The following is a 13,551-nucleotide window of genomic DNA, read 5'->3' on the forward strand; positions in this document are numbered from 1 at the left end:
GCTTTTGTTGAAACAATGGAAAAGCGAAGGAAAAGGTGAATTTACCCTTTCCCAGCTTGGAGGGTGCGGCGAAAATGTCGTTATTGAAGACGGAGTCCGCATTTTTCATCCGGAAAATATCTATATCGGAGATAACGTTTATATCGGCCATGACACGATTTTAAAAGGCTATTATAAGCATGACCTGATCATCGGCTCAAACAGCTGGATCGGTCAGCAATGTTTTATACACGGTGCCGGCGGGGTTACAATCGGAAAATTTGCGGGAATTGGTCCGAATGTCCGGATACACGCCGCCTACCATACCGATCCTGATATACCCGATAGTACCATTTTGTTTTCGCCGCTTACATTTGCTCCAATTCATATTGAAGAAAACTGCAACATCGGGATCGGTGCGTCTATTTTAGCAGGCGTTACGATAGGCGCCCACTCCAAAATCGGAGCAAATGCCGTCGTCAATCGTCATATTCCCCCGTACAGCATAGCGGTAGGCGTGCCGGCAAAGGTGATCAAAAACCGAAGGATGAAAGATGAGGAGCGCTCATGATCAGGTTGATTGAGCCGTATATTACGTTTGAAGAAGTGGAAGCAGAATTAAAAGAAATATTTTCCTCCGGCATGCTGACAAAAGGCCCTTATGTCAGAACATTTGCTGATCATATTAAACAGTATGTAAGTGCAAAGCATGCTTTTTTAACAACATCGGCTACAACGGCTTTATCGATGTGCCTTAAAAGCCTTAACGTCCAACCCGGAGACGAAGTGATCGTCTCAGACTTTTCGTTTCCCGCCACTGTCAATGTAATAGAAGATTTAGGTGCTAAGCCGATTTTTGCCGATGTTGATCTTGAAACATTTAACATGCTTCCAGAAGAGCTGGAAAGTCAAATCACGTCCCGGACAAAAGCCGTTCTTTTTGTAGATGCTCTTGGAAACCCGACAGGCATCACCAACATTAAACACATATGTAAAGAGTATAGCTTACCACTCGTGGATGATGCCGCGTGTGCGATCGGCAGCAGTGAATACGGCTGTAAATCTGGAAAAATTGCCGATCTCACCTGTTTCAGCTTTCACCCCAGAAAGCTGCTTACGACAGGCGAAGGCGGAGCAATTACAACCGACCGGGAAGAGTTGAAAGATTGGTTTTCAGTCAAGTTAAACCATGGCGCCGCTATCTCTGACGGCCAATTGGATTTTATGGATTTCGGCTACAACTACAGATTATCTGATATCCAAGCCGCTCTTGGAATCAAACAGCTCCAAAAACTAGATGACATCATTCATCGCAGAAACCTTCAGCAGAAAGCATATAGTGAACAGCTTGAACCCCTCGGATTCCAAAGTCAAAAAATCGGACCTGACGTTGTACACAATACACAATCCGCCGTTTTCAAAATTCCAAAAAACATCGTTCGCGACGAATTGATTCAATATTTGAGCGACTGCCATATAGAGTCGACTTTCGGCACCTATTGCTTAAGCGGCACTACCTATTACCGCCGCAAATACAGACAGATTAAACCCAATTCCATTTTTCTTGAACAAAATACGATCACCCTCCCCTGTCATGACCAAGTCAATGTGGAGCAGGTAGTCTCAGCCATTCAATCATTTAGCCAACGTAAAGTCTAATCAATCAAAAACATCCCTTTCACAAAATAGTGACAGGGATGTTTTTTTTATTCTTAGAAATAAGCAATAGAAAAAAGGCAGTAAACCATAGGTTTACTGCCCCCTGAATCATTCGCATAGCATTCCAGCGAAGTTCCGGAAAAACAAACGGAAAATATTTGCTAATAGTCGTTAAATATTAAGCGCCGGTTGGACCTGTTGGGCCGGTTGGACCTGTCGGGCCAGTTGGACCCGTCGGGCCAGTTGGACCTGTCGGGCCAGTTGGACCTGTCGGGCCAGTTGGACCTGTTGGGCCAGTTGGACCTGTCGGGCCAGTTGGACCTGTCGCTCCCGTTGCTCCGGTTGGACCTGTTGCTCCCGTCGGACCTGTTGGGCCGGTTGGACCTGTTGGACCTGTTGGACCTGTCGCTCCGGTTGGACCTGTTGGACCGGTTGCTCCTGTCGCTCCAGTTGCTCCGGTTGGACCGGTTGCTCCCGTTGCTCCGGTTGCCCCGGTTGCTCCCGTCGGACCTGTTGCTCCCGTCGGGCCGGTTGCTCCCGTTGGGCCGGTTGCTCCCGTTGCTCCGGTTGGGCCTGTCGGGCCGGTTGCTCCCGTTGCTCCGGTTGGGCCTGTCGGGCCGGTTGCTCCCGTTGGGCCGGTTGCTCCCGTTGCTCCGGTTGGGCCTGTCGGGCCGGTTGCTCCTGTCGCTCCCGTTGCTCCGGTTGCCCCGGTTGCTCCTGTCGGGCCAGTTGCTCCCGTCGGACCTGTTGGGCCTGTCGCTCCCGTTGCGCCTGTTGGACCGGTTGCTCCTGTCGGGCCGGTTGCTCCTGTCGCTCCCGTTGCTCCTGTCGCTCCCGTTGCTCCTGTCGGGCCGGTTGCTCCCGTCGGACCGGTTGCTCCTGTCGCTCCCGTTGCTCCCGTTGGGCCGGTTGCTCCTGTCGCTCCCGTCGGACCTGTTGGGCCTGTCGCTCCGGTTGCGCCTGTCGCTCCCGTTGCGCCTGTTGGACCGGTTGCTCCCGTCGGACCTGTTGGGCCGGTTGGACCTGTTGGACCTGTCGCTCCCGTTGCGCCGGTTGGACCTGTTGCTCCTGTCGGGCCGGTTGCTCCTGTCGCTCCCGTTGCTCCCGTCGGACCTGTTGGGCCTGTCGCTCCCGTTGCTCCCGTTGCGCCTGTCGCTCCCGTTGGACCTGTCGGGCCGGTTGCTCCCGTTGCGCCGGTTGCTCCCGTCGGACCGGTTGCTCCCGTTGCACCTGTCGGGCCGGTTGCTCCTGTCGGGCCGGTTGCTCCTGTCGCTCCCGTTGCTCCCGTCGGACCTGTTGCTCCTGTCGCTCCGGTTGCTCCTGTCGCTCCGGTTGCTCCTGTCGGACCTGTTGCTCCTGTCGCTCCGGTTGCTCCCGTCGGACCGGTTGCTCCTGTCGCTCCGGTTGCTCCTGTCGGACCTGTTGCGCCTGTCGCTCCGGTTGCTCCCGTCGGACCGGTTGCTCCTGTCGCTCCGGTTGCTCCTGTCGCTCCTGTCGCTCCGGTTGCGCCTGTCGCTCCGGTTGCGCCTGTCGCTCCCGTTGCTCCCGTCGGACCTGTTGGGCCGGTTGCGCCTGTTGGACCTGTTGCGCCTGTCGCTCCGGTTGCTCCCGTCGGACCTGTTGCGCCTGTCGCTCCGGTTGCTCCTGTCGGACCTGTTGCGCCTGTCGCTCCGGTTGCTCCCGTCGGACCTGTTGCGCCTGTCGCTCCGGTTGCGCCTGTCGCTCCGGTTGCTCCCGTCGGACCTGTTGCGCCTGTCGCTCCGGTTGCTCCTGTCGCTCCCGTCGGGCCGGTTGCTCCTGTCGGGCCGGTTGCTCCTGTTGGGCCGGTTGCTCCCGTCGGGCCGGTTGCTCCTGTTGGGCCGGTTGCTCCCGTCGGGCCGGTTGGGCCGGTTGGACCTGTTGGACCTGTTGGACCTGTCGGGCCGGTTGGACCTGTTCCTCCGCCTTCTACATCTAATAGTGCTACATCATCTACAATGACATTCGCTGTACCTGCCTGCGGCAAAGTATTAATCAAAATGAAAGCCATAGTAGAGCCAGCTGGAGCTGGGGTCGTCGTTTGATAGACTTCAAGCCATGTATTATTCTCAACAATTGGTAGTCTGTTGAACGGGATATTTAAAAAGAGACCTTGGCCTAGAAAATTAAATGAACTATCAAAATAAGACACTTGAATTTGCACCTGAGGCGATGGAGCAGGAAAACCTTCTTTAGCTAGAGAAACTAAAAATTCCAAACCTTCTCCTGCATCTACTGGAACAAATTGTGCAATAAAAGAAGTAACAGCCCCGCCCAGTAATCTTGCCGACCAAAAACCTGAATGGGAAAATTGAGTTGTGACGGTTGCATTTTGGCCTACCCAGGGTGGAAGTGCCCCGTTTTCAAAGCTGCCGTTTACAACCAAATTTTGGATCGACATCTAGGATTTTACCTCCCTTTCATTAGATTAGCTTCAATTCCCTTTTCGAGAATGAAGCTAACATATACTATGTCTCCTTGCTAAGCTCGGTCACGTTATTTTCCATATGATTAAAACACATTTATAGCAGCTAAATCTGAGAGAAGCAAAATATATTAATTTTAACAACAACGTCCTTTTACTTAATATGAAACTTAAGGGGAAAGCTCCATTTAGCTTTCCCCTTCCCTTCAAGGGAACCGAATAGATTTAAATCTCTATTAATGCTGCTGCGGAGCTGTATCAACAATTTTACTAGCCAATGGAAATCTTTGTGTACCATCCGCTGCGAGACTTCTATTGAATATTCTGATTTGAAATAAAGTTCCGTTTCTATAAACTCTTTCCCTTCACCCCCTCTTGCCGGAACAAATTGAGCAATATATGAAGTGGCTGTTCCGCCATCAGTCACATTATTTAACACGGCTAAGATTGAAAAACCGTCATTTCAGCAACCGGCCTGGATTGCCCACAGCCGTTTTGCCTGCGGGAACATCTTTTGTTATGACGGCGCCCGCTCCGATGACCGCATGCTCCCCGATGACGACCGCCGGCAGCAATGTTGCGTTGTTTCCGATTTTCGCTCCTCTTTTAATAGTTGGACCTTGATACGGGTAGTTTCCCATTCCCATATATTTATCATTTGATGTGGAACAGCAAGGACCGATAAACACTTCATCTTCGATCGTCATATCAGCGGTGATATAACAGCCCGTTTGAATCGTCACTCTCTTTCCAATTTTAGTATTGTTTTCAACCATCGCGTTGCGTCCTATAATGCTTTCTCTTCCGATCGCAACATTTTCGCGAATGCTCGCCATGTCTCCCACAAAAACGCCTTTTTCCAACAGCACGTCCCGGTATATAACAGCACTCGCACCGACTACGGCATCATCTTCTATCCGCAAAGGCGCTCCCGCCTGCTTCGGCTGGCGGGCCATTTTTTTATTTGAAGAAGCCGCTTTGCCAAGGACGGCCAAATCGCCGATTTTCACCCCGCTGCCGATCTGAGTATCCTTTTTAATAATGGCATGATGACCGATTGTTACGTTGTCCCCGATGACCACATTTTCTTCAATGACAGCCTGCTCTCCCAATACCACGTTCTTTCCGATCTTTACGGTTTCATGAATCATTGATACATCCTCCATTTCTCATTTACACCTGCTGTAGCATATTCAATGCGGACGTGATGAGAAACGGCTGCATAAAAAAACACGGCCGCCGTCAGGCGCACCGTGCTACTTTTCTCTTCTTGCAAAATCGACAAAACGGAATTTATCCAAGCGGTGTCTGCTTTCCGTATATTGAAACAAGGTTGTATCATCAAGGAAAACAAAATTCTTCACAACCACAATGTGTTCGTATCCGTTCAAATCCAAATATTCTTGATCCTCAGCCGTACATGGCTCGACCACAATTTCCTTATGGGCATAGCTGATGACGAGCCCGCATTCACCTTCAAGGTATTGGTAGATCGAGTCCTCGCATATTTCTTTCGTCAAGAGCGGCACATGCTTGCGGATAAAATAGTCTTTATCCAGGATGATGCGCTCTCCGTTAATATTCCGCGATCTGACGACCCGCCATACCTCTTCATCTCCAGAAGTGCGAAGCTGCTTTTGAATATATGCATCCGGATGCGTCAAGCCGAACTCGTGGACCGTCGTGCTTGTCTCTTTGCCAAGCGTTTCTGAAAGTTCCTTAAAGCTGACCAAACCGGAAACCGGGAACTGCATTTTCTCCCTGTGCAGCACGACTGACCCTTTTCCTTTGATCTTTTGAATATATCCGTTCTGGGCAAGCACATTCAGCGCTTTCCGAACCGTTTCCCTCGAGGTGTCGTGCTGTTCGGCAAGGTCGTTTTCAGACGGCAGGATATCTCCGGCATTCAGTATGCTTTGATCGATTTGTTCTGCAATTTGTTTGTAAATCATCATATACTTGTTGATCTTCATTTTTTTACCACCACGCTTAGTTTAGCATGGTTTGGCGAGATGATAAACAATCGATTGATACGGTTTCACTTTAAAGCGTGTAAATGACTCGGGAAGATCGGTGTCATTGGAAATGAGAACCTTGGCATCATAGCCGTCAATATCAATATCATCAGGGAGCTGAAACTCGGTCTCTTTCCCGTAAAAATTATTGATCACCAGCAGTTTTTCATCCGCTCCGTTTCTCAAATACGCATAAAGTGCTTGATCGTCTTCCAGAATCAGCTGATAATCTCCGGTTGTGATGATATCGAATTCCTTGCGGAGCTTATTCAGCTTTTTATAATGGTAGAAAATCGAGTCAGGATCGCTGAGCGCTTTTTCTGCGTTGATTTCTTTGTAGTTGGCAGGCACCGAAATCCACGGTGTCCCCGTCGTAAACCCGGCATTTTTTTCTCCGTTCCACTGCACCGGCGTCCTTGAATTATCACGGGACTTCGCTTTCAGGATTTCGATGATTTCGGCTTCCGGCTTTCCTGCTTCTTTCAGCAGACGGTACATATTGAGAGATTCGACATCCCGATAAAGAGAGATGTCATCGAATTTCGGGTTGGTCATCCCGAGCTCTTCTCCCTGGTAAATGTATGGCGTTCCCTGAAGCATATGAATTGCGGTTGCCAGCATTTTCGCAGATTTTATGCGGTATTTTCCGTCGTCTCCGTAGCGTGAGACGATCCGCGGCTGGTCGTGGTTGCACCAGAACAATGCGTTCCACCCGCCTCCTTTATGCATTTCAGTCTGCCATTCAGAAAGAATCTTCTTCAGCTTTAGAAAATCAAAATCCGCCAGCGCCCATTTTTCCCCGTTTGGATAGTCGGCCTTTAAATGGTGAAAGTTAAACACCATATCGAGCTCCCGGCTTTCAGGGTTTGTATACCGGATGCAATCTGCGATTGTCGTCGATGACATTTCCCCGACCGTCATGCTGTCGTATTTTGAAAAGACCTCCCTGTTCATTTCATTCAAAAACTCGTGAACCCTCGGCCCGTCCGTATAAAATCTGCGCCCGTCCCCCTCGTCATCATCAGGGAAACGCTGGTCTTTTGAGATGACATTGATGACATCAAGTCTGAAGCCGTCGATTCCTTTTTCAAACCAGAAATGCATCATCTCGTACACTTTTTTTCTGACTTCATCGTTCTCCCAATTCAAATCCGCCTGTGTCACATCATAGAGATGGAGATAATACTGTCCGGTCTCTTCATGAAACTCCCACGCCGAACCGCCGAACTTCGATTCCCAGTTTGTCGGCGGGGCACCGTCCGGCTTCATGTCCTTCCAAATATAAAAGTCGCGATACGGATTTTCTTTTCCGGACGCTGCTTCTTTAAACCATTTGTGCTCTGTTGATGTATGGTTGACGACAAGATCCATGATCACCTTTATGCCGCGTTTGTGAGCCTCTTCTAGAAGCTCTTCAAAGTCGGCCATTGTTCCATATTCTTCATGAATGTTGTAATAGTCGCTGATGTCATAGCCGTTGTCATTTTGCGGCGATTGATAAATCGGCGTCAGCCAAATGACATCACAGGCGAGCTCCTTGATGTAGTCGAGCTTTTCGATGATGCCGCGAATGTCGCCGACACCGTTACCTGTTGTATCTTTAAAGCTTTTCGGATAAATCTGATAGACGACTGCTTTTTTCCACCATGGATTTTCTTTCGTTTCCATTTTCAACACCACCGTTTTCTTCTTTATGAAATGGGAAAAGGGCTGACAAATATGCGCGCCCTCTCCCTCTCTTATTTCATTTTTAATTTTGCATAGAGGTATGTTCCGGCGAACGGCGCGATCAGCACGATCGCCATCCCGATTGCAAACGCTCCCCAGTATTGGCTCATGATGGAGAAAATTCCGGGTACACCGCCGACGCCGACCGAGCTTGCCAAAACCCCTTGCGAGGAAATGAACATTCCGGCAATCCCCGAGCTGATCATCGCGATCACGAACGGAAATCTGTATCTGAGATTCACCCCGAACAGCGCCGGTTCGGTAATTCCAAGATAAGCTGAAATGCCGGATGTCAAGGACAGACCTTTCTGCTTCTCATCTTTGACAATAAACATCATCGCAAGCGCGGCTGAACCTTGTGCGATATTGGACAGCGCCAGCATCGGCCATAAAAATGTTCCGCCGAGCTTTGATCCGATCAGTTGAAGGTCAACGGCAAGGAATGTATGATGCATTCCGGTAATGACGAGAGCGGCGTAAAGTCCGCCGTATAACAGTCCGCCCAGTACGGCAAATTGTTCAAAGACAGCAATAAGGCCTGATGTTAAGACATTTCCGATGGCAAATGTAATCGGTCCAATGACAATAAATGAAGCAAAACCTGTGACAAGCAGCGTAATCGGCGCCACAACAAGGAGCTGAATGCTCTCAGGCGTCCGCTTTGTCAAAAAGCGCTCAATTTTTGCAAGCAAATAAGATGCGAGCAAAATGGGAAGCACCTGCCCCTGATAGCCGACCTTCTGCACTTCCAGACCGAATAAATTCCAGACAGGAATCTCTCCGCTTTGCTCGGCAGCCCCGTATCCCCAAGCGTTTAACAAATCAGGATGCACAAGCATGACGCCCAGCACGATGCCGAGCAGCGGATTTCCGCCAAACCGCTTGACGGCCGACCAGCCGATTAATGCCGGGAGAAATGCGAAAGCCGTTCCCGCAATCAAGTTAATCATATTGGCGAGATCCGCCCATTCAGGATAGACTTCAACGATCGATTTTCCGCTGAAGAAAATGTCTTGAGCCGTCAGGATATTGTTGATTCCCATCAACAGTCCGGCGGTGACAATCGCCGGCAATATTGGAATAAAAATATCTGCAAGCGTTTTCACAGCACGCTGTAAAGGATTCATATTTTTCTCTGAGGCTTTCTTGACGTCATCTTTTGACGATTCGCCGATTCCTGTGGCCTTCACCAGCTCCGCGTATACATTGTTGACCGTTCCTTGGCCGATCACCACTTGGAATTGGCCGTTCGTTGAAAACGATCCTTTGACAACATCTATTTGCTCCAACACCTCTTGATTGACTTTGCTTTCATCGAGCAGTGCAAATCGCAGACGCGTCACACAATGGGTTACCGCTGCAATGTTGTCCGCACCGCCGACAGCATCGACAATCCGTCGCGCTGATTGATTTAAATCAGTCATTCCAATCCCTCCTTCTCCTCTTATAACTTGTATATACATGTTATACCTATATTGTATTCTTGTATATACAAGTAGTCAACATATTTTTATAGCGCTTTCAAAAATAAAAAAGGCCCGGCCGTTCCCTTCATAAAACGAAGGACAGCAAGGCTTCCTCCGATTTATACGCCGGGAACAACCGGCTGAGATCATAAATTGTTCACTTTTTCATCACGTTCATCTGCGCAGTCCTGCTGACCGATGTCTTTCAAATAATACTTTTCTGATGTAAAAAACTCATCATATAAAGACCTTACTTTTTTGCTCAAGAGCAGCACCGCCAAAATATTCGGAATAAGAATGAAAACGAGCGCAAGATCAAGGAATCCCCATATTGCCTTTGCTCCTCCGGCAGCCCCGATGATGACGGCGCCCAGATAGACGAATTTAATCATATGCCCCGCGAGCCGTCCGAACAGAAATTCAGCTTGTTTTACTCCGTAAAAAATGACCACTGTGATCGTTGATAAGACAAAGAAAACGAGCGAGACGGAGACGAAGTATCCGCCCACAGGGCCGAAATAGCTGCGGAATGCGGCTGCCGCCAGTGCCCCTGGATTGCTCGCAGCATTTTCAGCGGTCCAAACGCCTGATGCGAGCACAACGAAGGCTGTGGTCGTGCATATCAGCAGCGTATCGACCACAATGCCGATCACCGCCCAGAATCCCTGTCTCACAGGGTGGTCGGTCATCGCCGCCGCATGCGCAATCGGCGCCGTCCCCATCCCGGCTTCGTTGGAATAAAGTCCACGTGCAAATCCCCAGCGAACGGTTTCAGCAACCGCCGCACCTGCAAAGCCGCCGAATGCCGAAGAAGATGTAAACGCATTCGAAAAGATGAGAGAGAAAAATGCGGGTACAGAAGAAAGGTTCATGACGACAATCAGGAAACCGGCCCCGATGTACGCCCCTGCCATAAGCGGAACCGCAAGCTCTGTCACTTTTCCAATCCGTTTAATCCCTCCGATCACCACTAAACCGATCAAAAAAGCAATCCCGATTCCGGTGTATAAACGATTGAATGAAAACGACTCAGCTAATGATGCGGAAACCGAATTTCCCTGCACCATGATGCTCGGAACGAGCTCGATCATCAGCGCGACCGAAAAAAAGACGCCGAGCCATTTCATAGAAAGTCCTTTTGTAATGTAATACATCGGCCCCCCGACATATTCGCCTTCTTCGTTTTTTTCTCTGTAGTGGACGGCGAGGACGCTTTCCGAAAACTTGATCGCCATGGCAAACAGAGCGACCAGCCACATCCAAAACACGGCTCCCGGACCACCGAACATGATCGCCGCAGGCACACCGACGATATTGGCGGCGCCGACTGTTGAGCTGAGAGCCGATGTCAAAGCTTGCAACGGTGTAACCGTCCCTTCTCCTTTCGGCTTTTTGCCGACGCTTCCGATCGTCTGCTTAAAGATATAGAGAGGATAGCGAAATTGAAAAAATTTCAGCAGGATCGTTAAATAGACTCCCGTTCCTGTCAGCAGTATGATGAGCGGCGGCCCCCAAAGCCAATCTGATATGTATTCAACCCAGTTCAACAATCGTTCCATCCTATCACCCTTTTATTCGTTTATGGGTCAATACCACTATAGGACAGAAATAAACCTGCTCAGCTCTTTTTTATTTCCCGCTGAGCCTTCGGTACACTTTTTCTTTATAAAACGCTGAGGCAGGTTTGGAAAACATGCCTTTTTTATCGGCGAGCCTGTCGAGCCTGAGCCGCGTTTCTGTTTTTCTCTCAATTAAACGATCGCGCTCGTCTTCATCCGCGCACTTTGCGATTAAGTCGTCAATTGTCATCAGCTCTTTCTTCAAAGCCCCTTCGTCCCCCGTCATTCCGGCGTTTTTCATCACCCGGTAAGCCATGCGGAGATGCTCTGGAACATGGGCGGCATCGTCTTTTTTCAAGGGTTTCCCCATTCCCGGAAGCCCTTCGAATTCGCCGTCCTTAATGGCCCGCTTAATCTTATCTTCTGAAACAATGCTCGAAAAATCCATGGTCTACATCCTCCCCTTTCGTTCATATACTAACAACAGTCTGCCATAAAGATGCGTTCCCGCCAATGCAAGACAAGCGTAAAATATTCCCAAATGTTTTTCAGAAAACTGTAAAACCCTGATTTACCAGGGGTTTTGCGCTTCTTTTCACAAGGTTGATTTCCGCTTTTCTAAATCGGTATTTCATGGTATATTTTATACATTCGTTTTTTTCTTTCGTTCCGATGGTTTTTTACTGATCCGGAAAAAAGGAGTGTAACAATTGAAAAGATTTATTAAGGAAAGAGGTCTTGCCTTCTTCCTGATAGCCGCCATATTGCTATGGCTGAAAACTTATGCTGCGTATGTAATTGAATTTAATTTAGGAATAACCAACACAGTACAACAGATTTTGCTTTTTGTGAATCCGATTAGCTCAAGCTTGTTCTTTCTTGGATTAGGACTCTTGTTCAAGAAAAAAATACAGCAGACAGCGATTATAGTGATTCATTTTTTAATGTCTTTTTTGCTATATGCAAACGTCGTATACTACAGATTTTTCAGCGACTTTATCACGCTGCCTACGATCATGCAGGCAAAAACAAACGGGGGACAGCTCGGTGACAGCATCTTCTCGCTCATGCACCCGCTTGATGTTTTGTATTTCATCGATACCTTTATTTTAATCGGGCTGGCTGTTTTCTATAACAGACCTTCTGAAACAACAACGAAGCGCCCGTTTAAAATTGTGATGGGAACAAGCGTCCTTGTCTTCCTCGTCAACCTGGCCGTTGCCGAGATTGATCGTCCGGAGCTTCTGACCCGTTCTTTTGACCGCAACTACCTTGTGAAATATTTGGGAACCTACAACTTCACAATCTATGATGCGGTGCAGAATATCAAGTCAAACAGCCAGCGCGCACTGGCAAGCTCCAGCGACGTGACGGAAGTAGAGAACTATATTAAAGCCAATCATGATAAGCCGAATGCCGAATACTTCGGAAAAGCGAAAGGCATGAACGTGGTTTACATTTCACTGGAATCACTTCAGACGTTCGCGATCGACTATAAGATCGACGGCAAGGAAGTCACGCCGTTCTTAAATTCACTGGCGCATGACAATGAAACGTTTTATTTTGATAACTTTTTCCACCAAACAGGACAAGGTAAAACGTCTGACGCGGAATTTATGATGGACAACTCGCTGTATCCTTTATCACAAGGGTCAGTGTTCATTAATAAAGCGCAAAACACGCTGCAGTCGACTCCGGCCATTTTGAAGTCTCAAGGCTATACATCAGCGGCATTCCACGGCAACTACAAAACGTTCTGGAACCGCAATGAAATGTATAAAGCCATCGGTTATGACAAATTCTTTGACGCTACGTATTACGATATGAGCGAAGATAAAACGAAAAACTACGGATTGAAAGATAAACCGTTCTTTGAAGAATCAATGCCGCTGTTGAAAAGCCTGAAACAGCCGTTCTATACGAAGTTTATCACCCTTTCGAACCATTTTCCGTTCGAGATGGATGAAGGCGATACAGACTTCCCTGCCGGCGATACCGGCGACAGCGTCGTTGACCATTATTTCCAGTCGGCCAACTACATGGATCAGGCCATTGAACAATTTTTCAACGATCTGAAAAAATCCGGACTGTATGATAATACGATTGTCGTCATGTACGGAGACCACTACGGTATTTCGGAAAATCACAACAAAGCGATGGCCAAAGTATTGGGCAAAGACATCACACCATATGAAAATGCCCAATTGCAAAGGGTTCCGCTGTTCATCCACGCGCCTGGGGTCAAGGGAATCAAATCCAATAAATACGGCGGCGAAGTCGATGTAGCCCCTACCCTGCTTCATTTGATGGGCGTGAATACGAAAGATTACCTGATGAGCGGTTCAGACCTTCTGTCACCGGAACACCGTGAAGTTATTCCGTTCCGCAACGGCGATTTCGTTTCTCCGGAATATACGAAAACGAACGGTAACTACTACGACACGAAAACAGGAGAGCTTCTGAACGAAAAAGACATCGATCCGAACATCGATGAGTCCGTGAAAAAAGAACTCGAAATGTCGGATAAAATCGTCGACGGAGATTTGCTGCGCTTTTATAAACCGAAAGGCTTTAAAGCGATCAACCCGAGCGACTACGACTACACCAACCACAATCCGAAAACATCAGAATCTGATGCGGCGCAAACTACGAAATCAGATTCCGGACAATAAACAGACAGCACCCGCTTATTTATAAGCGGG

General features: G+C 48.5%; 10 protein-coding genes. 3 read left to right on the forward strand and 7 right to left on the reverse strand.

All coding sequences use genetic code 11. From position 1 onward, the window contains the following. The first annotated feature begins 7 nt into the window (after positions 1-7). Both LQ247_RS15900 and LQ247_RS15905 read left to right on the forward strand, forming a co-directional pair. Positions 8-550: an acyltransferase gene (locus tag LQ247_RS15900; protein WP_026580665.1), complete on the forward strand. Its 543-nt coding sequence runs from the start codon at positions 8-10 to the stop codon at positions 548-550. Further along, positions 547-1,638 (forward strand): DegT/DnrJ/EryC1/StrS family aminotransferase, encoded by a 1,092-nt coding sequence (locus LQ247_RS15905; protein WP_026580666.1) that lies wholly within the window; start codon positions 547-549, stop codon positions 1,636-1,638. The genes LQ247_RS15900 and LQ247_RS15905 overlap by 4 nt, the downstream gene beginning before the upstream one ends. A gap of 178 nt (positions 1,639-1,816) precedes the next feature. Here LQ247_RS15905 and LQ247_RS15910 read toward each other — a convergent pair whose 3' ends face one another. The 7 genes from LQ247_RS15910 to LQ247_RS15940 form a co-directional block, all read right to left on the reverse strand. Next, positions 1,817-4,057, reverse strand: coding sequence for an NTTRR-F1 domain (locus LQ247_RS15910; protein WP_231006260.1), 2,241 nt, complete (start codon positions 4,055-4,057; stop codon positions 1,817-1,819). A 482-nt stretch (positions 4,058-4,539) separates the two neighbouring features. Then, entirely contained in the window at positions 4,540-5,232 is a 693-nt protein-coding gene (locus LQ247_RS15915; protein ID WP_023855753.1) for an N-acetyltransferase, read from the reverse strand. A gap of 105 nt (positions 5,233-5,337) precedes the next feature. Further along, positions 5,338-6,054 carry a trehalose operon repressor gene (gene treR / locus LQ247_RS15920; RefSeq protein WP_020450546.1) on the reverse strand — a complete coding sequence of 239 codons (717 nt, stop codon included), beginning with the start codon at positions 6,052-6,054 and terminating at the stop codon, positions 5,338-5,340. A gap of 21 nt (positions 6,055-6,075) precedes the next feature. Then, entirely contained in the window at positions 6,076-7,764 is a 1,689-nt protein-coding gene (treC, locus tag LQ247_RS15925; protein WP_020450545.1) for an alpha,alpha-phosphotrehalase, read from the reverse strand. Between the two features lie 71 nt (positions 7,765-7,835). Further along, positions 7,836-9,248 carry a PTS system trehalose-specific EIIBC component gene (gene treP, locus LQ247_RS15930; RefSeq protein ID WP_039073274.1) on the reverse strand — a complete coding sequence of 471 codons (1,413 nt, stop codon included), beginning with the start codon at positions 9,246-9,248 and terminating at the stop codon, positions 7,836-7,838. A gap of 188 nt (positions 9,249-9,436) precedes the next feature. Next, the gene (locus tag LQ247_RS15935) at positions 9,437-10,849 is read right to left on the reverse strand and encodes an alanine/glycine:cation symporter family protein (protein ID WP_020450543.1); all 1,413 of its coding nucleotides are present in this window, start codon (positions 10,847-10,849) and stop codon (positions 9,437-9,439) included. A 70-nt stretch (positions 10,850-10,919) separates the two neighbouring features. Next, positions 10,920-11,297, reverse strand: coding sequence for a J-domain-containing protein (locus LQ247_RS15940; protein WP_020450542.1), 378 nt, complete (start codon positions 11,295-11,297; stop codon positions 10,920-10,922). A gap of 262 nt (positions 11,298-11,559) precedes the next feature. Between LQ247_RS15940 and LQ247_RS15945 the strand changes: the two genes are divergently transcribed. Continuing rightward, positions 11,560-13,521 carry an LTA synthase family protein gene (locus LQ247_RS15945; RefSeq protein WP_035336953.1) on the forward strand — a complete coding sequence of 654 codons (1,962 nt, stop codon included), beginning with the start codon at positions 11,560-11,562 and terminating at the stop codon, positions 13,519-13,521. Positions 13,522-13,551 lie beyond the last annotated feature (30 nt).

The organism is Bacillus sp. BS3(2021), from assembly GCF_021043345.1.
Taxonomy (GTDB): domain Bacteria; phylum Bacillota; class Bacilli; order Bacillales; family Bacillaceae; genus Bacillus; species Bacillus paralicheniformis.

What these genes read in the sequence shown, in the direction of transcription:
- LQ247_RS15910 (WP_231006260.1), bottom strand. Translation starts at nt 4,057, where the DNA reads ATGTCGATCCAAAATTTGGTTGTAAACGGCAGCTTTGAAAACGGGGCA.
- LQ247_RS15940 (WP_020450542.1), bottom strand. Translation starts at nt 11,297, where the DNA reads ATGGATTTTTCGAGCATTGTTTCAGAAGATAAGATTAAGCGGGCCATT.
- treR (WP_020450546.1), bottom strand. Translation starts at nt 6,054, where the DNA reads ATGAAGATCAACAAGTATATGATGATTTACAAACAAATTGCAGAACAA.
- treP (WP_039073274.1), bottom strand. Translation starts at nt 9,248, where the DNA reads ATGACTGATTTAAATCAATCAGCGCGACGGATTGTCGATGCTGTCGGC.
- LQ247_RS15905 (WP_026580666.1), top strand. Translation starts at nt 547, where the DNA reads ATGATCAGGTTGATTGAGCCGTATATTACGTTTGAAGAAGTGGAAGCA.
- LQ247_RS15915 (WP_023855753.1), bottom strand. Translation starts at nt 5,232, where the DNA reads ATGATTCATGAAACCGTAAAGATCGGAAAGAACGTGGTATTGGGAGAG.
- treC (WP_020450545.1), bottom strand. Translation starts at nt 7,764, where the DNA reads ATGGAAACGAAAGAAAATCCATGGTGGAAAAAAGCAGTCGTCTATCAG.
- LQ247_RS15935 (WP_020450543.1), bottom strand. Translation starts at nt 10,849, where the DNA reads ATGGAACGATTGTTGAACTGGGTTGAATACATATCAGATTGGCTTTGG.